The sequence below is a fragment of the Pseudoalteromonas sp. ASV78 genome (assembly GCF_047806705.1).
GTDB lineage: Bacteria > Pseudomonadota > Gammaproteobacteria > Enterobacterales > Alteromonadaceae > Pseudoalteromonas > Pseudoalteromonas prydzensis_A.
The window spans coordinates 3,564,075-3,582,209 of the sequence record NZ_JBLOPA010000001.1 but is presented as its reverse complement, the minus strand read 5'-3'; the positions used below and the strand labels follow the sequence as shown (position 1 = coordinate 3,582,209).

The window sequence follows — 18,135 nt, the reverse complement described above, 5'->3', positions numbered from 1 at the left end:
GGTTACCAAACAGATTTTATTAAATTAACTGTTAGCCGTGATTTCAAAATTGCCTCGTTGGGTAGAATATGGATCGTTTTTACTTGCGCTTGTCGCTGGGCTTGTTAATTCGATAGGGTTACTAGGTTTTAAACATCAATCAATTTCACATCTATCAGGCACTGCAACACTCCTTGGCACAAACCTTGTTACTTCACCTGTTACTGATGCATTCCACTTAGCGCTTATCCTACTGAGTTTTTTAGCCGGTGCGGCGATCTCCGGCGCCTTTTTACAAAGCGGCGCACTCAAACTCGGCCATAACTACAGCAGCTTACTGCTGTTTGAAGCCATACTGTTAACAAGCTCAGTGTATTTTTTATCAAACGACTCTGTAAACGGCCACTATTTAGCATCCGCAGCCTGCGGCTTACAAAACGCATTAGCCACCACTTACAGCGGCGCAGTTATTCGCACCACTCACGTTACCGGTATTTTTACCGATCTAGGCCTCATGCTCGGCGCTAAATTAAGAGGCGAACCCTTTGATAAACGCAAAGCACTGTTATTTTTACTGATCATCTCAGGATTCATTTTCGGTGGCACGTTAGGTGCTTATGCATTCCAGTTTTATAACTTTAATGCCCTCTTTATCCCCGCAACCATCTGCCTAGTATTAGCCGTTAGCTACTCAGTGTTTAAAGCTATCAATAGTAAAAAGACGTAAGTCATACGCAAAAAAATCAACCAAAGTTAATATGTATCAACACTACTAGATAGGAAGTAGCTTAAACAACTAAACTGATTATTTACTCGTAGTACCTTAAAATGTAAATTGATCTACAACAATAAATATTGTTCTCTATTTCAACAAGTAGAGATGGGTATCAAGGATGATGAATGCTGCACTGTAAATTTAATGAAGACGATTCAATTTGTTCTACAATCGACTACGAAGAAAATCCAGATAAATATAGAGGTTTAATTTACTGTATAGATTGTGGCGAAAAAGCTTGGTTTACAAAAGGCTATGAAACTCAAAAGATAAGTCGTATGGCTTGTTTTGGTGCAAAGCACAAAGAAAGTTGTAACGCTTCTACTGTTGAGTTTGTCTCTGATGATCCTGACAATGATGAAGATGAAAAAAATCAAAACTCAGGCATACGTGTTGATTTAGATAAAGTAACCTCTCAATCTATTTATGTTTCAAATGACAATAATAAACATGGTGATGAAGAATCTGATTGGAAAGGAAAATCTAAAAGAAAAATTATTGGTAACTCTGATGGTTTCCCTTTAAGTAAATCTTTACGTCAATTATTAACTAACTTATGTAGAAATAGTGATTATGGTGATGAAAATCAAACAATAACTATTGTCGCTAACTCGGGACGTGTAGTTGTTGAGGGAGATTTAAGAAGTAATTTAGTTAGAATAGAAGATGTGTCTAGAGAGCACATTGGTAAGGACTATATTTTTTGGGGGAAGATAAACAACTTAAATATAGATAAAAAAGGTACTCTATGGCTTAATTACGGCGATAACCTTTTAGAGCCCAGTATTGCTTTAAATTCCAAGCTTAAAGAACAGGTATTGGTTAACTTTAAGTTGAAAGAGGTATCCGAGTTAGATGGCTCAGATGTAATAATTGTAGGGCACGTAGGCTTTTCACCTCAAGGGAAAGCCATTATAAGCACGGGTTTCACGAAATATATGTCTTTTAGAAGAGTAACAGTGAAATAGCCTCAAAGCGATTGGCCACTACTAATTAGTTAGTTGTACTAGCTCAGGCTTGTTCTGATAGCTGCATATTCATTGTGACTTTCAGTGAAGGTTTGAGCTAAGCATCTTTCGTACTAAAAAATAAACTCATTACTTAAATTGCATCAATTAATAGCTTTTCTAGCTTTATCATAAAAGCATTCAACTTATGGGGTTTGTGCTCTAACAAAAATGTCGGATACTCAGGTTTATCTATAGATCCATTTGTAGTTTTAGTTGATGATAGATCTGTAAAGGGGAATTCACTCAATATCAGTTTTTCAATTTTTTCGTTTAAACCCAATGATTGGCCTACTTTTGTTGAACCTATCGTAACTTGAATTTCGTTAGAACCACGAACATACTTCCCCAAACGATTAGACGGGTAACCGAGTTTAGTTAACTCTGCCAATGATTCAATTGCGTCCCATCCTTTATTTTCTTTGATGTGAAAATTTTGAAGTTCTATTTTATACATTTACTCACCCTCTGTTTTACTTAAAATCTAAATAAAATAGTTACAACTATCAGTATAGAATAAAACCCTAAATTATTTTTAACTTAAAACTAGACATAATTAAAACCTAAAAGCATTAACCACCTCTTTTAACCTTCCAAACTAGCGCTACAATGTGTATTTATCAGTTATCCCACCTTTTGATAATTCATGGCCTACTATTTTCTGAATTAGGGAAAGAGCAAACGCATGATTATTGCGTATGCTACTAATAAATGTATGTCTAAAGCTGTAGATAGCTACGCAGTTCATCTAACTCATTCACACTCGGTATTTCAAGCTCTACAACCAAACGACCGAACCAATTAGTAATACTCTCAGCAGATGTTATGTTTAGCTTTATCAAGGGCAGATCTAATTTCTGATATCTAATTTCTGATATCTAATTTCTGACATCTGATTCCTGATTTCTATATCTCAACACGCTGCTCGAAACTCGACGCCCGTAGCCCAAAAACAGACACAAAAAAGCCCGCAGCGTTAACTGCGGGCTTTTTTGTTGAATGAGTGAGTCAGCCGTATAAGCCGGGTTCTGTCCTTTCCGAAGAAAGTGATAATCATTCGTCTAGGCCATAAATCGCTCTATGGCTCAAGCAACCTACCCGGTTCCGATGTGGGCCACACCTTAAGGAACCCTATTTGGTCTTGCTCCGGGTGGAGTTTACCTTGCAACCAACTGTTACCAGTGGCCCGGTGCGCTCTTACCGCACCCTTTCACCCTTACCAACCGAAGTTGGCGGTCTCCTCTCTGCTGCACTTGTCGTAGGCTCACGCCCCCCAGCCGTTAGCTGGCACCCTGCCCTATGGAGCCCGGACTTTCCTCCCCCTGCGCATTTTCGTTGCAGGCAGCGATCATCTTGGCTGACTCGGCGCGCAGTATACCTGAGCTGGATTGTATGTGCAGTAAAGATTTAGCCTTTTTCGTCAATAATTGTTTTATAAAGGGCATTTTTCTTCATACCAAAGTACTCGGCTACAATGCCACAGGCTTTTTTCATTGGCATTTCATTCTCAAGTAGCGCCAACATTTTACGTGCTTCTGGGGGAATATCATCAACCTGCTTTGGATCACCTGGCAACATTAGTACAATTTCACCGCGCTGCTTGGTTGGGTCGTCGGTTAAAAACTGTTTGAGTTCACTCACTGTGCCATTAAAAAATGTTTCAAAGGTTTTGGTTAGCTCTTTGGCAAATACTACCTGTTGCTCACTACCAAGGGCAATCTCCAAGTCATCAAGGCTTGCCATAATGCGATGGGTACTTTCGTACATAATACTGGTGATGTTGGAATTAACCGCTTCGATAAAAAAGTCTTGCCGAGCTTTGCTTTTTGCTGGGGTAAAACCAATAAACTGAAAGCGATCAGTTGGCAAACCAGAACAACATACCGCGGTAATTGCCGCGCATGCACCAGGGATAGGTGTAACATGGGCGCCTTGCTCTCGGCATAAGTTTACAACCGCATAACCTGGATCACTAATAAGCGGTGTGCCGGCATCGGAAACCAGTGCTATATTTAAACCTTGATTAAGTTGATCAATAATTTGTTGCGCTTTTTGCTTTTCATTATGGTCGTGCAAAGCAAAGGTTTTTGCCTTAATACCAAAGTGACTGAGCAACTTACCTGTGTGGCGGGTGTCTTCAGCAGCGATTAAGTCAACTTGCGATAATGTCGCGATTGCACGCTGACTTAAATCGTCAAAATTGCCGATTGGGGTGGCTACAATGTAAAGAGTGCCGATTTTCTGTGAATTCTCCTCATTTAACATTGAGGTCTCCTGCGTCAGTCAGTAATATAAGCAAATCGCGTTAACGTATTGGGAAATCATTGTGCGACTTAAACTTGTTAGTCTATTTATCATATTGTCAGGGTTATCGGCCTGTAGTACAACCGAAAAACCGACTAAAACCACTGAAAATCTCAGTTCCGCTAATAGCACGTCACAAATTCAAGCAACTGATGCACAATCACTGTACCAACTAGCTTTAAATCGCCAAGGTGTGGACAAAATTCAACTCCTGTATAGCGCACGTGATGCGGCAATTACTGAGCAACAATGGCCGCTACTAGAGCAAGTATGTACTGAATTAGAGCGAACCCCAAGCGTAGACCAAGTGCAAAATAAGTTGTATATCGCTTTTGCGCAAAAACAACAAAATAAGAATTCCGCCGCACTTGAGATTTTAGCCAGTTTAGATAACCAGCTAACGCAGCCTGAACATTTTGCTTGGCACCAATATTTAACCGCCAGTGTGTATGCATCACAAAACTTACCTAAAGAGGCCATGACCTATTTCTTTCGTGCCTCTGAAACCGCCAGTAAAAATAACTTAACGATCCCACAGCTCAACAAAGACCTGTGGCAAAACCTACAACAATTATCATCGTATGCTTTGGAGCGCTTTAACCGTGGCTCCGTGGTACAACAAGGCTGGGTAAACTTAGCGCTGTATCACCAAGTATATTTAGGTGCCCCTGTAGAGCTTGATCAAGCGATTAATAATTGGCAACGTCGATACCCAGGTCATCCTGCAATTGATGTTCTACCAAAAAAAGCTGCTGAGTTAATTGCCATTGAACCGCTCAATATTGAGCGCTTAGTGGTGTTATTGCCGCAATCTGGCGCCAATGAACGTTTAGGTGATGCCTTAAAAGCAGGGGTATTAGCTGGGTTAGATAACGCATCGATTGGTGAAACCATTTTTATTGACGAAATGCTTAGCTCTGCTGAGCTTTCTGCAAAATTATTCGAAATTCAACCAAATTTTATAATTGGGCCGTTACTCAAAGCGAACATTGATAAGCTAGTTGCAAGCAAAGCATTACAAGATTACCCAGTTTTGCACTTAAATACTTTTGATGGTGAGCGCCAATCTCCACAGCATTATTTCTTTGCGCTTAATCCTGAGCACGAAGTACAGCAAGCACTTGAGCATTTTTTAACGGTTGGCTACCAAAAACCTATGCTGCTGGCGCCGAATAACAGTTCAGGCCAGCGCTTAGTTGATTTCTTCAACCTACAATGGCAACGCTACAGCGAAACCACACCAGAAGTTGGGCTTTATAATGATAAAAAAGATATGCCAACCACCATTGTTAACCTGCTCGAAGTTGATAAATCAAAAGAACGCATTGCGTCCGTTAAGTCATTATTTAAACAAGAAGTAGAGAGTGAAACCCGCTCTCGTCGTGATATTGATGTTATTTATATTCTCGGCGATGCTATCGAAACTCGCTTGATTAAACCTTATTTAGATGTAAATGTGAGTACCTTTGCGGATCGTATTCCTCTTTACGCCAGCTCAAAAAGTCATAGTAAACAAATTGATAGCACAGATAAAGGTGACCTTGATGGGCTATATTTTACTGAGCTTCCATGGATGCTAAACGGGCAAATAACAGAGCATGCTTTGCGCCAACAATATAATTCGCTGTGGCCTGAGCAAGCCGATATAAGCCAACGTTTATTTGCCATGGCCTATGACTCGGTTGCTATGTTAAGTAATATTACACAATTGAGTATGATCCCAGGTAAGCGATTTAATGGTTTAACCGGTCAATTAAGTATTACCAGTGATGGGCAAATTAATCGTCACCTTAATTGGGCGCAGTACAAAGACAGACAAATCAAAGCTGTGCAGTTGGAAACAACAGCACCGTTACCGCTATTTATGCAATCAGCTACCAGCCTATCAGACAGTGAGTAGCTGTTAGCAAGTTTATAAAACAAGGACGTAGCCATGTCGTGGTTTAAACAGCTGTGGCAGAATAGCCGAGAGAAAGGTCAGTATTACGAGCTAGAAGCGCAAAAATACTTAGTTACACAAGGGTTGCTCCCAATCGAACGTAACTATAACTGCCCTTACGGGGAGCTAGATGTAATAATGCGTGATGGCAACACGTTAGTGTTTGTGGAAGTGAAATTTCGCAGTAGCCATGTTAAAGGCGGAGCGCTCCATGCTTTAGGAAAACAAAAGCAAGCGCGCTTAAAACGCTCTATTTACCATTATTTAGCAACTAAAAAACTGAGTGATCAAGCAATAAGAATCGACTTTGTCGCAATAACAGGCGAAGCATCGCAACAACTTAATTGGATAAAAAACGTATTTTAATATGCAAGATACCATTAAAGAAATTTTCACAGAAAGCATTCAAGTGCAAATTGCCGCAGGTGAAGTACTCCCTAGCGCCTTAGAAGCAGCTGCATTTACCATAGCGCAAAGCCTGATCAATGGTAATAAATTGATTTGTTGCGGCACTGCAAGCTGCCATATGCTTGCTCAACATATGGCTGGCGTATTGATCAACTATTACGAAACCGAACGCCCTTGTTTGCCTGCGATTGCGCTTTCCCAAGAACATATCAATCTTGGCCAAAGCAATCAAAGTGACGACCAAGAAACTTTCGCTCGTCAAGTTCGTGCATTTGCACATCAAGGCGACTTACTATTAGTGTTAGCAATCAATGGTAATGAAAAAAATATCATTAGCGCAGTTGAAGCTGCACTCACCAAAGATATGAAAGTCATTGTGCTAGTTGGTGATGATGGTGGTGAGTTAGTCGGTTTATTGGGCGCCAATGATGTCGAAATACGGGTGCCATCAAAACGTCCGAGTCGCATTATAGAGTCTCATTTGGTTAATCTGCATTGTTTAAGCGAACTCGTCGACTTAACCCTATTCCCACAGGAAGAAAATTAATGTTGAAACAATCTCTTATCGTTATCAGTACGGTTTTATTATTACAAGGTTGCGCCGCTGCGGTGGTTGCAGGTACCGCAGGAGCAGTTACTGCGGCGAATGATCGCCGTACGCTTGGTTCACAAATAGATGATAGTAATATCGAAATCAAAGCCGGAGTGGCAATCAATGATGTGCCTCGCCTTGCTGATCATGCAAATATCAGCGTTGTTAGCGTTAACGGTATCGTACTGCTAGTAGGCCAAGTTGCTAATCAAGAAATGAAAGACGAAGCTCAGCGTACGATTGAGGGCTTACCTGCGATACGAAAAATACATAACCAGCTGCGCATTGGCTCTAACATTAGCATGAGCACCCAGACCCATGATTCTTGGTTAACCTCTAAAGTAAAAACGCAATTACTTACCACTGATAATATCAGCAGCAATAATATCAAAGTGGTCACTGAGAATGGCGAAGTGTTTTTAATGGGCTTAGTGTCAGATGCCGAGTCAAACACAGCGGTAGATGTTGCCCGTAATGTATCTGGCGTAGAGCGTGTTATTAAGGTGTTTGAGTATTTATAAAGGTATCAGGTTCTAGGTTCTAGGTTCTAGGTTCTAGGTTCTAGGTTCTAGGTTCTAGGTTCTAGGAATTAAAAGCCTTGCAGTTGATATCGCAAGGTTTTTTTATACCTGTAGGCGGGAGTTTACCTCGCGCAGCTCTTAGTATTTAAGCCAATCTTCCCCCCCGACGTAGGAAATGGCTTTAGCCATGAATGGTATAAATTTGCGCGGCATAAAGCCGCGCCTACAATAAATCCAACCACCCATGCCAACCCCGTAGCCCTTAGTTTACCTAGCGCCTTTAACCTTTAACCTTTAACCTTTAACCTTTAACCTTTAACCTTTAACCTTTAACCTTCAGTCTGCTTTTATACAGACATAAAAAAACCGCTTGATCAGCGGTTTTTATCAAACAATTACATATTATTTAATAACACGTAAGTGTGAGCCTTTTTTCTTTTCTGGCTTAGTTGGTGCTGGTTCGTCAGGTAATAATTCATCTGCGATATCAACACTTTCTAACTCAGCTGCAAACTCGTCTTCGTCCTCTAAAAACTCATCTGCGGTAAACACAGTGCCTTCACCGTTTTCGCGGGCATAAATAGCAAGCACGGCACCAATTGGTACGTATACTTGCATTGGCTGACCACCAAAACGAGCACTAAAGCTTAGTTGCTGATTATCCATTGAGAATTGTGTGACAGCTGACGGGCTAATATTCAATACGATTTGTCCATCTTGAACAAACTGCGTTGGTATTTGCACAGCAGGGAAATCAGCGTTCACCACTAAATGCGGCGTACACTGATTATCAACAATCCAATCAAAGAAAGCACGAAGTAAATAAGGACGATTAGGCGTCATTACAAACGGATCTCGCGCTCAGTTTCAGTAAGAGAAGCTTGGAATGATTCACGCTCAAATAAACGGATCATATATTCTTTCATCTCTTTAGAACCTGCACCTGTCAGCTCAATACCAAGCTCTGGTAAACGCCATAACAGTGGTGCTAAGTAACAATCAACTAAACTGAATTCTTCGCTCATAAAGTATGGCGCTTCAGTGAAGATTGCTGAAACCGCTAGTAAAGCTTCTGTTAGTTCTTTACGCGCTTGGGCAGATTCTGCACCATTTGCGTAAATTTTAGCAGCTAGGCTGTACCAATCCGTATCGATACGATGCATCATTAAACGGCTGCGGCCACGCATTACCGGATAAACAGGCATTAGTGGAGGATGAGGAAAACGTTCATCAAGGTATTCCATGATGATGTTTGCCTGATATAAACCAAGCTCACGGTCGATCAGTGTTGGCACTGTTCCGTAAGGGTTAATTTCATGAAGTGCTTCTGGCAGGTTGTCCTTTTCAGCCAGATGAATATCTACACTTACGCCTTTTTCAGCAAGTACAATGCGTACTTGGTGGCTATACATACAGTTAGCACCAGAAAAAAGGGTCATTACAGGGCGCTTATTGGCAGCTACGGCCATGCCTACCTCCATTAAATAACAAAAACAGCAAAAGGGGCTTAAGCCCCTATTGCAAAATTACCTTTAAATATGTTCAAACTTAATGAACATCTCTCCAGTATTCTTTCTTCAGCATAAATGCCAAGATAAACAGAATGATTAAAAATCCGATTACCTTAAGACCCAGCGCTTCCGATTCAAGACGCGTAGGTTCACCTACGTACTCTAGGAAATTCGTTAAATCACGAACTGCTTGGTCATATTCATCTACACTTAATTCACCGGTGCCATCTGTTTTAGTGCCAACAACTTTGGTCACTGTTTGACCATGTTCTTCCACTTCTTCAGTAATAGGCATAGGTAAACCTTGCAGCTCTTGCAGAACATGCGGCATACCTACCGATGGAAATATTGTATTATTTACACCGAACGGACGAGATTCATCTTTGTAAAACGATTTTAAATAGGTGTAAATCCAATCACTGCCACGCACACGCGCAACATTTGTTAGATCTGGCACAGCCGCACCAAACCATTTTGCAGCATCATCTTTTTCAATCGCATTGGTGATGTGACTACCGACTTTTGAACCGTCAAAAATTAACTGTTCAAGACCTACTTCTGTAGGAATACCGATATCACGGAAAGTACGCTCATAACGTTGATACTGCATTTGGTGACAACCAAGGCAGTAGTTCATGAACAACTTTGCACCACGTTGCAATGATGGCTGGTCAGTTAGGTCATTGCCCGCTTCCAGTAATGGCACCGAAGGACCCGCAGCCATTGCCGGCAATACGTTTATTGATAAAGCAAATAAACCGATAATTAGCTTTTTCATCATTTCGTTAACCTCTCTGGCAATGGCTTAGTTTTTTCATTCTTACTGTAAACAAATAACAGTACGAAGAACATAAAGTAAGTCACAGTACAGACTTGCGAGATAATCGTCTTCAAATCAGTTTGTGGTGTCGCACCCACCCAACCAAGTAGCACGAAAGTAACCACAAAACCTGCAATGTTCCATTTATGGAAGCCACAACGGTAACGAACCGATTTCACTGTACCACGGTCAATCCAAGGTAATAGCGCAAGTACCACAATCGATGCTCCCATTGCTGCAACACCGATTAACTTATCAGGGATTGCACGTAAGATTGCATAGAATGGCGTAAAGTACCAAACTGGGAAAATATGCTCAGGAGTCTTAAGCGGATTTGCTGGCTCAAAGTTTGGCGCTTCTAAAAAGAACCCACCCATCGCTGGCATAAAGAACACCACCCAACAAAATAAGATTAAGAAACCAACCACACCCACAATATCTTTCACTGTGTAGTAAGGGTGGAACGGTATCGCATCGACAATGTCTTTTTTGTCAGTGTAATACTCGTGGAATTTAAATTTAGGCTTATCTTCTTCAGCTACAGAGCCTTTCTTACGCTTGATTTCAACACCATCAGGGTTATTTGAACCCACTTCGTGCAGTGCAACAATGTGTAAGAATACTAAGATCACAATAACCAATGGTAAGGCAATAACGTGTAATGCAAAGAAGCGGTTAAGCGTTGCACCTGAAATTACATAGTCACCACGGATCCACAGTGTTAAGTCATCACCAATTACCGGAATCGCTCCGAATAATGAAATGATTACCTGTGCGCCCCAGAATGACATTTGACCCCATGGTAATAAGTACCCCATGAACGCTTCAGCCATCAGTGCTAGGAAGATAAACATACCAAATAACCATAGTAATTCACGTGGTTTTTGGTAAGAACCGTAGATCATACCACGGAACATATGCAGATAGACAACGATGAAGAACGCTGATGCACCGGTTGAGTGCAAATAACGTAACAACCAGCCGTATTCAACATCACGCATGATGTATTCTACTGAAGCGAATGCACCTTCTGCTGATGGCACAAAGTTCATCGTTAGCCAAATACCAGTTAGGATTTGGTTTACTAGCACTAACATGGCTAAAGAGCCAAAAAAGTACCAGAAGTTAAAGTTTTTTGGTGCTGGATACTGTGCAATATGCATGTTCCAAACACGTGTCATTGGGATACGGTCGTCGATCCAACCAATAATCTTACCAAACATTAGGCAACCCCTTCTTCTTCGCCCACTAAAATAGTGGTTTCATCGATAAAGGTGTAAGGCGGTACTTCTAAGTTTAATGGCGCCGGAACTGCTTGGAATACGCGACCAGCCATATCAAATTTAGAACCGTGACATGGGCAGTAGAAACCATCGTCGGTCCCTTCTACTTTTTCACTAAAGTTGCCTTCAAAGAAGCCAGGTGAACAACCTAAGTGGGTACAAATACCAACAGCAACGAAAATTTCCGGACGTTTTGAACGGTATTCGTTTACAGCTGATTCAGGTTGTTGAGGCTCTTCAGATGCAGGATCACGAAGTTGACCTTCATGAGCTTTCATCTGCTCAAGCATTTTTGGGGTACGTGATACAACCCATACAGGTTTACCACGCCACTCGACACGTATTAATTGCCCTGGCTCAAGCTTGCTGATATCTACTTCTACAGGCGCACCCGCAGATTTAGCTCGCTCACTTGGATTCCAAGACGCAATAAAAGGAACAGCAGCCCCAGCCGCACCAACACCACCTACAACAGAGGTAGCTATGGTTAAAAAGCGACGTCGGCCATTGTCTACAGGCGCATTGCTCATCCACTTATCTCCACTATGATTCCCAACACTTGCTATATTGAGAACATCAGTTACAGCAGGTTAATTTTTAGAAATTTTAAAATAGACGCGATCATAATTAAAACCCTTGATTAAAACAAGGTTATTCACAGTTCCATGCTCGAATAAACCCGATTTAATTAAATTATTAATAGGGTCAGCTCGAGTATGAAGCCGTTTGCTATGATATCGTATTTAAAAAACAATATACTGACTAAGATCAACCTCACTAAGAGGAAGCAGATAAACTGCACATGGTGCTGTTGAACTCACTCACATTACTTGCCTGACAATTGTAGCAAAAAAATTCACCAATTAACTGACGGATTTACACTTATTACGATAATTATTGAACTTTTTTTAAGGTTATACGCAACAAAGACTATGGCAGGTTAATTATTAGGCGCATATTTGATACGAGTTTGCTGGTTACTTATTAAAAGTGCGAGTTTGCTTATGTCTGATAAAAAGTGCGAGTTTGCTTATGTCTGATAAAAAGCGCGAGTTTGCTTATGTCTGATAAAAAGCGCGAGTTTGCTTATGTCTGATAAAAAGTGCGAGTTTGCGAGTTTGCGAGTTTTATAAGAATGAATTTTTAAACGCGGTAGTCAAGTACTTCGTCTCTTCACTCTCGCTAGCTTTACTCTCGCTAACTTTACCCTCGCTAGCTTTACCCTCGCTAACTTTACCCTCGCTAACTTTACCCTCGCTAACTTTACTCTCGCTAACTTTACCCTCGCTAACTTTACCCTCGCTAACTTTATATAGCTCCAAAAACAAAAAACCCAGCAGAAGCTGGGTTTTTGAAATTCTTGATAACGTAAATATTAACGTTTTGAGAACTGTGGACGCTTACGCGCTTTCTTAAGACCCACTTTCTTACGCTCAACTTTACGTGCATCACGAGTAACGAAACCTGCTTTACGAAGTTGTGGACGTAGTGACTCGTCAAACTCCATAAGTGCACGAGTAATACCGTGACGGATTGCACCAGCTTGACCAGTAGTACCACCACCAGCAACGGTGATGTAAAGATCAAACTTTTCAGTCATATCTACAAGCCCAAGAGCTTGACGAACAACCATGCGTGCTGTTTCGCGACCAAAATACTCTTCTAAAGAGCGATTGTTGATTACGATGTTACCAGTGCCTGGGCGTAAGAATACGCGAGCACTTGAACTTTTACGACGACCTGTACCGTAGTATTGATTTGCCATGTTAGTGCTCCTTAAATGTCTAGAACCTGAGGCTGTTGTGCAGCATGGTTGTGCTCAGTACCCGCGTAAACTTTAAGTTTACGGTACATTGCGCGGCCTAAAGGACCACGTGGCAACATGCCCTTAACAGCTTTCTCGATGATCATTTCAGGCTTTGCAGCTTGAAGTTTATCAAAAGTAGTAGACTTAAGACCACCTGGGAAACCAGAGTGAGCATAGTACACTTTATCTTTGAACTTGTTACCAGTTACAGTAACTTTCTCCGCGTTGATAACGATGATGTAATCACCAGTATCTACGTGTGGAGTGTACTCAGCTTTGTGCTTACCGCGTAGGCGATGAGCGATTTCAGTAGCGATGCGACCTAAAGTTTTACCTTCAGCGTCAACTACGTACCAGTCACGTTTTACTGTTTCTGGTTTAGCAACAAACGTTTTCATTTATAAAAATCCAATGTTTTTCAATTAAAACCACAGGTAATTATTATTAATTACCGCTCTAAATGTTTGCTCCAACCCCTTCGAGTTTAAGACTTTTGCGCCATTCAAAAGAGGCTAATCTGATGAAGGCAATAGAACGCAACGTGGCAGACGCGGGAGTATACCAGCACTTTTATCACATTGCTACTCGACGGTTGTTTTTTCCACAAGAAAATTTGTTCTATCAGCTATCAGCTATCAGCTATCAGCTATCAGCTATCAGCTATCAGCTATCAGCTATCAGCTATCAGCTATCAGCTATCAAAACTTTGTCCCTATCAACTTCAGAGTCAAGAAATCTTATCTTTACCTGACGGCTGACGGCTGACGGCTGACGGCTGACGGCTCAAGTTACGCTAAATGCTCTCTTGCTAAATACTCTAGCGACTGCATTTCCTGCAAGCGGCTGATACAACGTTTGAACTCAAAGTTAAGGTTGCCTTGAGTATAGAGTTCAGTGATCGGTTGTTCAGCCGAGATAATTAATGTCACGTGGCGTTCGTAAAATTCATCTACTAAGGCAATAAAGCGGCGTGCGGCATCATCATTATTTTGCCCTAGTTGTTTTACGTTCGATAAAATCACCGTGTTATATAAGCGACTTATTTCCATGTAGTCCACTTGGCTACGAGCGGTTTCACACAATTCAGGGAAATCAAACATCACGATACAGTCTGATACTTTACGCGTTTTGATCATCCGCCCTTCAATCTCAATAGCTTGATCGAGTACGCCCGGCTCTGGCGATAATTTATCAAAGTACTCAAATAAGTTTTTATCGGCTTGTGCGTCTAAGGGGCTGTGAAATATTTCAGCTTGCTCCAAAGTACGCAGCCGGTAATCAATGCCGGAATCAACATTGACGATTTCAGTATTAGCGTTGACAAGGGCTATTGCTGGTAAAAAACGCGCGCGCTGTAAGCCATTGCGATATAACTCATCAGGCACTATGTTAGAGGTTGCCACTAACACAATACCACGGGCAAATAAGGCTTCCATTAAACCACCGAGTAACATGGCATCGGTAATGTCTTGAACAAAAAACTCATCAAAACAGATAATGTCAGTTTCAGCTTTAAAAATATCCGCCACAACCTCTAATGGGTTGGCGGTATTATTTAATTTTTTTAATTCATCATGAACACGGTGCATAAAACGATGAAAATGCACGCGCATCTTTCGCTTGCCTGGCAAAGCTTCATAAAAGGTATCAACCAAATACGTTTTACCGCGTCCTACGCCACCCCAAAAATACAACCCTTTTATAGGTGGCGTGCTATCTTTATTAAAGAGCCTAGAAAACCAACCTTTAGCGGCAGGCTTTTGAGCCGTTAAGTCATCAAATAACCTTTGCAGGTGACGCACTGCGTTTTCTTGCGCAGCATCGTACACAAAGTCGTCGCGCTGTAAATCTTGTTGATATTTTTGCCAAGGAGTCATAGATAGTTACAATAAAACACGGTTTAATTTACGCAATATGTTAACACGCATCGTAACTCGGGGTATATTAACAACAACAGGATTTATTCTTGAATACGCAATCAAGGCGTTATTTTTATTTTTTACGTATTAATTCCCAAAGGGGTAGAATTTATGGGCACAGTTACTTGGATCGGCATTATTGTTATTGTGGCAGTGGCTGCATTTTTCCTTGGCGCATTTGTAACCAAAAAACAATTTAAACAAGATGAATTAGAGCAACAAGCTGAACAAGCTAAGAATGCCTTAGAGCAATATCGCCAAGACGTGGCGGATCACTTAGCAAGTACCAGTAAATTAGTTAGCAAAATGAAAGACAATTACGATCAACTATTAAACCATGTTGATGAAACCAATAAGTTATTGTTAACTGATAAAAAGCAGCACCCTGCAGAACCATTCTTCTCAAAAGAAACAACCGAGCAATTACAACGCTCATTAAAAGAGCGCCAAAGTGACCGCTCCTCAGCCCATGCACAACCTGCGGATTATGTATCAGGCACCTCAGGATTATTTGCAGGCGAAGATAAAGTTTCAGAACATTCTAAAGTCTCTTGATGAACTTTTTTTTGACCCCATAGTCTCTATTAGAGCAGCTTATGTTTTATATACCGTCCTAAGCCCCTTTAAATAGATCAGCTATTTTAATGGGTTTAGAACAAGATTAATGAAGAAAGGCTGCAGTTGCAGCCTTTTTTGTTTGTGCTTTTCCTGTGATGTGGAGTAAACCCTGACTATGAAAATGAAATTATCGTTAATCAGTGCAGCAATGTTATCTACCAGCTTATTATTAGCCCCTGCGGTATCAATGGCAAAAATGCCTATCGCTGTTAATGGTCAACAATTACCAACGTTAGCGCCTATGCTAGAACAAATAACCCCGGGCGTTGTTAGTATCCAAGTCTCCGGTTCAAAGGAAATTCGTCGTCGTGCTGATCCGCTTGATTTCTTTTTTGGTAACCCGCAACCACGTAGCCAAAAGCGTGAATTTAGTGGTTTAGGCTCAGGCGTTATTATTGACGCCAAAGAAGGCTACGTGGTTACCAATAACCACGTAGTGCAAGATGCCGAAAAAATGTTAGTAACTCTGGAAGATGGTCGCGAATACGAAGCAACTAAAATCGGTAGCGATAAAGAGTCAGATATCGCGTTACTACAAATTGAGGCCGAGGATTTAGTCGCCGTTAAACTGGCAAACTCAGATCAACTGCGCGTAGGTGATTTTGCCGTTGCCATTGGTAACCCATTTGGTTTAAGTCATACCGTTACCTCGGGCATTGTTAGTGCATTGGGTCGCAGTGGTTTAAACATTGAAGGTTATGAAGACTTTATTCAAACCGATGCAGCAATAAACCAAGGCAACTCAGGCGGTGCGTTAGTTAACTTAAATGGTGAGCTAATTGGCATTAACACCGCGATTTTAGGTGCCTCAGGTGGCAATGTGGGGATTGGCTTTGCGATTCCATCAAACATGATGAAAAACCTAGTTGATCAAATTATTGAACATGGTGAAGTGCGTCGTGGCTCACTGGGTATCTCGGGGCGGCCATTAGATGCAGGTCTTGCTAAAGCGCAGAAACTTGATGTCAAGCAAGGGGCGTATGTTATGCAAGTTATGGATGATTCCGCAGCTAGCAAAGCAGGTATTAAAGCAGGCGATGTGATCACAAGTATAGATGGCAGTGAGATCAGTGGATTCCATGAGCTGCGCAGTAAAATCGCCACGCTCGGTGAAGGCCGAAAGGTTAAGCTAGGTATTTATCGCGATGGTAAAATTAAAACCGTCAAAGTTACCCTTGATGGCGCATCAGGGTTAACTGCCGCAGGTGATGAACTGCACCCTGCGTTCCAAGGTGCCACCCTTGAAAACACCCAAAAGAATGGTAATAAAGGAGTTGAGCTTACATCTATAGACCCACGCTCTCCAGCTGCACGAGTTGGCCTTGAAGAAGGTGACATTATCATGCAAGTGAATCGTCAGCGCGTTGAAACAATTAATGATATGAATAAGATCATTGAAAATACCAAAGGTAACATTGTACTTGGGGTACAACGTGGCCGCGAATCGGTATTTGTATTAATTCAGTAACAACAAAGCGATTAAATCAATAAATAATAGCAGTGGCACTTGCCGCTGCTATTTTTTTTATGCCATCATTAGAGGATTGCTCACTAAGAATAAGAAAATTGTGCTGAAATTCTTTAAGTTTGTCCTTCCTCCACTGTTTGCCGGACTCGGCATTGCATTTTTGGTGGTTTTTTTTAGCCCAAATATGCGTGCAACCTTATTACCCAATGTGCCCTTACCCAGCGCAATGAGTGTTGACCACCTGAGTTTTGCCGATGCTGTAGAACGTGCAGCGCCATCGGTGGTTACTATTATTTCTGAGAGTATTTCAAAAGAGCCGCGTTATAAACGGCAAAATACCGTGCAAGAACTTGGCTCCGGCGTGATCATGTCAAGTGATGGTTATATTCTAACCAACTATCACGTGATCAATAATGCCGATCAAATTATGGTGCTGCTCACCGATGGTCGCCGTTATTTTGATGTACAGTTGATTGGTTTTGATACCATCACCGACTTAGCATTATTAAAAATCAATGTGGAACATTTACCAGTTATTCCAATCAGTGAGCGCTTTATACCACGTGTGGGTGATGTCGTACTTGCTATTGGTAACCCACTCAACTTAGGGCAAACAATCACCCAAGGGATCATCAGTGCGACTGGTAAACAAAAAATTACCGACAGCCCCTATAACAACCTATTACAAATGGATGCAGCGATAAACGTGGGCAACTCTGGAGGTGCGCTGGTGAACTCTAACGGCGATCTTGTTGGTATCACTTCTGCACAATTTAAAACCCGCGAGAACTTAGATATTCAAGGTATCTTCTTTGCTGTGCCTTTTTCGTTAGCCAAAGAGGTGATGGATAAACTGATCCGTCATGGTCGCGTTGTACGTGGCTATTTAGGTTTCACAGGTACAGCTGTTGATAGCACAGGGAAAGAAGTCAGCGATAACTATACGCCAGTGGCAGGTCTGCGCATTACCAATCTTGATCCATTAGGTCCTGCATGGCAGGCAGGTATTAAAGAGCAAGATATTGTCGTAAAAATTGCTGGAGAAAATGTCACTAACCCACAAAAAACCTTAAATATTATAGGTAATTCTGAGCCAGGCCATGAAATTGAGTTTGAACTGTATCGCAGTGGAGAAGTATTAAAAGTAATGGTTAAAGTGGCAGAACTTGAGACTAAACTTTAAA

20 protein-coding genes and 1 other RNA gene are annotated in these 18,135 nt (G+C 41.4%); 10 read left to right on the top strand and 11 right to left on the bottom strand.

The window, feature by feature from the left end; genetic code table 11:
- Window positions 1-37 precede the first annotated feature (37 nt).
- Window positions 38-706 carry a YoaK family protein gene (locus ACMVDV_RS16320; RefSeq protein ID WP_416158814.1) on the top strand — a complete coding sequence of 223 codons (669 nt, stop codon included), beginning with the start codon at window positions 38-40 and terminating at the stop codon, window positions 704-706.
- Between the two features lie 173 nt (window positions 707-879).
- A complete protein-coding gene (locus ACMVDV_RS16315) occupies window positions 880-1,722 on the top strand; it encodes a hypothetical protein (protein WP_416158813.1) in 843 nt (280 codons plus the stop codon).
- Between the two features lie 133 nt (window positions 1,723-1,855).
- Here the strand turns inward: ACMVDV_RS16315 and ACMVDV_RS16310 are convergent, their stop codons facing one another.
- From ACMVDV_RS16310 to rsmI, 3 genes are all read right to left on the bottom strand, one after another.
- Window positions 1,856-2,218 (bottom strand): hypothetical protein, encoded by a 363-nt coding sequence (locus ACMVDV_RS16310; protein ID WP_182719623.1) that lies wholly within the window; start codon window positions 2,216-2,218, stop codon window positions 1,856-1,858.
- Between the two features lie 544 nt (window positions 2,219-2,762).
- An RNA gene (gene rnpB, locus ACMVDV_RS16305) (RNase P RNA component class A) lies at window positions 2,763-3,125 on the bottom strand.
- 43 nt (window positions 3,126-3,168) lie between these two features.
- Window positions 3,169-4,026: a 16S rRNA (cytidine(1402)-2'-O)-methyltransferase gene (rsmI, locus tag ACMVDV_RS16300; RefSeq protein WP_304178684.1), complete on the bottom strand. Its 858-nt coding sequence runs from the start codon at window positions 4,024-4,026 to the stop codon at window positions 3,169-3,171.
- Between the two features lie 61 nt (window positions 4,027-4,087).
- Here rsmI and ACMVDV_RS16295 point away from each other — a divergent pair, with 61 nt between their 5' ends.
- The 4 genes from ACMVDV_RS16295 to dolP are packed head-to-tail and all read left to right on the top strand — an operon-like array spanning window position 4,088 to window position 7,525.
- Complete coding sequence (locus ACMVDV_RS16295; RefSeq protein ID WP_416158812.1) at window positions 4,088-5,965, top strand: penicillin-binding protein activator; 1,878 nt, start codon at window positions 4,088-4,090, stop codon at window positions 5,963-5,965.
- Between the two features lie 33 nt (window positions 5,966-5,998).
- A complete protein-coding gene (locus ACMVDV_RS16290; protein WP_304178680.1) occupies window positions 5,999-6,370 on the top strand; it encodes a YraN family protein in 372 nt (123 codons plus the stop codon).
- A 1-nt stretch (window position 6,371) separates the two neighbouring features.
- On the top strand, window positions 6,372-6,959 hold the full coding sequence (locus tag ACMVDV_RS16285; protein ID WP_304178678.1) for an SIS domain-containing protein: 588 nt from the start codon (window positions 6,372-6,374) through the stop codon (window positions 6,957-6,959).
- Window positions 6,959-7,525, top strand: a complete 567-nt coding sequence (gene dolP, locus ACMVDV_RS16280; RefSeq protein ID WP_416158811.1) for a division/outer membrane stress-associated lipid-binding lipoprotein — start codon at window positions 6,959-6,961, stop codon at window positions 7,523-7,525. The genes ACMVDV_RS16285 and dolP overlap by 1 nt, the downstream gene beginning before the upstream one ends.
- A gap of 402 nt (window positions 7,526-7,927) precedes the next feature.
- On the opposite strand, the gene ACMVDV_RS16275 is transcribed toward dolP, so the two are convergent.
- The 5 genes from ACMVDV_RS16275 to petA all read right to left on the bottom strand — a co-directional run bounded on the left by ACMVDV_RS16275 (window position 7,928) and on the right by petA (window position 11,669).
- A complete protein-coding gene (locus ACMVDV_RS16275; RefSeq protein WP_064667841.1) occupies window positions 7,928-8,368 on the bottom strand; it encodes a ClpXP protease specificity-enhancing factor in 441 nt (146 codons plus the stop codon).
- Window positions 8,368-8,994, bottom strand: coding sequence for a stringent starvation protein SspA (gene sspA, locus ACMVDV_RS16270; RefSeq protein WP_064667929.1), 627 nt, complete (start codon window positions 8,992-8,994; stop codon window positions 8,368-8,370). Before sspA ends, ACMVDV_RS16275 begins: the two co-directional genes overlap by 1 nt.
- Window positions 8,995-9,073: 79 nt before the next feature.
- Window positions 9,074-9,817, bottom strand: a complete 744-nt coding sequence (locus ACMVDV_RS16265) for a cytochrome c1 (protein WP_304178670.1) — start codon at window positions 9,815-9,817, stop codon at window positions 9,074-9,076.
- On the bottom strand, window positions 9,814-11,079 hold the full coding sequence (locus ACMVDV_RS16260) for a cytochrome b (protein ID WP_416158810.1): 1,266 nt from the start codon (window positions 11,077-11,079) through the stop codon (window positions 9,814-9,816). The genes ACMVDV_RS16265 and ACMVDV_RS16260 overlap by 4 nt, the downstream gene beginning before the upstream one ends.
- Complete coding sequence (gene petA / locus ACMVDV_RS16255; protein ID WP_416158809.1) at window positions 11,079-11,669, bottom strand: ubiquinol-cytochrome c reductase iron-sulfur subunit; 591 nt, start codon at window positions 11,667-11,669, stop codon at window positions 11,079-11,081. Before petA ends, ACMVDV_RS16260 begins: the two co-directional genes overlap by 1 nt.
- A gap of 609 nt (window positions 11,670-12,278) precedes the next feature.
- Here petA and ACMVDV_RS16250 point away from each other — a divergent pair.
- On the top strand, window positions 12,279-12,455 hold the full coding sequence (locus tag ACMVDV_RS16250; protein WP_416159108.1) for a pentapeptide repeat-containing protein: 177 nt from the start codon (window positions 12,279-12,281) through the stop codon (window positions 12,453-12,455).
- A 59-nt stretch (window positions 12,456-12,514) separates the two neighbouring features.
- Here the strand turns inward: ACMVDV_RS16250 and rpsI are convergent, their stop codons facing one another.
- The 3 genes from rpsI to zapE all read right to left on the bottom strand — a co-directional run bounded on the left by rpsI (window position 12,515) and on the right by zapE (window position 14,823).
- Complete coding sequence (gene rpsI / locus ACMVDV_RS16245) at window positions 12,515-12,904, bottom strand: 30S ribosomal protein S9 (protein ID WP_016710054.1); 390 nt, start codon at window positions 12,902-12,904, stop codon at window positions 12,515-12,517.
- 11 nt (window positions 12,905-12,915) lie between these two features.
- The gene (gene rplM / locus ACMVDV_RS16240; RefSeq protein ID WP_002957960.1) at window positions 12,916-13,344 is read right to left on the bottom strand and encodes a 50S ribosomal protein L13; all 429 of its coding nucleotides are present in this window, start codon (window positions 13,342-13,344) and stop codon (window positions 12,916-12,918) included.
- A 390-nt stretch (window positions 13,345-13,734) separates the two neighbouring features.
- Window positions 13,735-14,823 carry a cell division protein ZapE gene (gene zapE, locus ACMVDV_RS16235; RefSeq protein WP_304184376.1) on the bottom strand — a complete coding sequence of 363 codons (1,089 nt, stop codon included), beginning with the start codon at window positions 14,821-14,823 and terminating at the stop codon, window positions 13,735-13,737.
- 153 nt (window positions 14,824-14,976) lie between these two features.
- On the opposite strand from zapE, the gene ACMVDV_RS16230 reads away from it, so the two are divergent.
- From ACMVDV_RS16230 to ACMVDV_RS16220, 3 genes are all read left to right on the top strand, one after another.
- On the top strand, window positions 14,977-15,420 hold the full coding sequence (locus tag ACMVDV_RS16230) for a YhcB family protein (RefSeq protein ID WP_192542404.1): 444 nt from the start codon (window positions 14,977-14,979) through the stop codon (window positions 15,418-15,420).
- A gap of 178 nt (window positions 15,421-15,598) precedes the next feature.
- The gene (locus tag ACMVDV_RS16225; protein ID WP_416158808.1) at window positions 15,599-16,951 is read left to right on the top strand and encodes a Do family serine endopeptidase; all 1,353 of its coding nucleotides are present in this window, start codon (window positions 15,599-15,601) and stop codon (window positions 16,949-16,951) included.
- Window positions 16,952-17,051: 100 nt separating this feature from the next.
- Window positions 17,052-18,134 carry a trypsin-like peptidase domain-containing protein gene (locus ACMVDV_RS16220; RefSeq protein ID WP_416158807.1) on the top strand — a complete coding sequence of 361 codons (1,083 nt, stop codon included), beginning with the start codon at window positions 17,052-17,054 and terminating at the stop codon, window positions 18,132-18,134.
- The last annotated feature ends 1 nt before the right edge of the window (window position 18,135 follow it).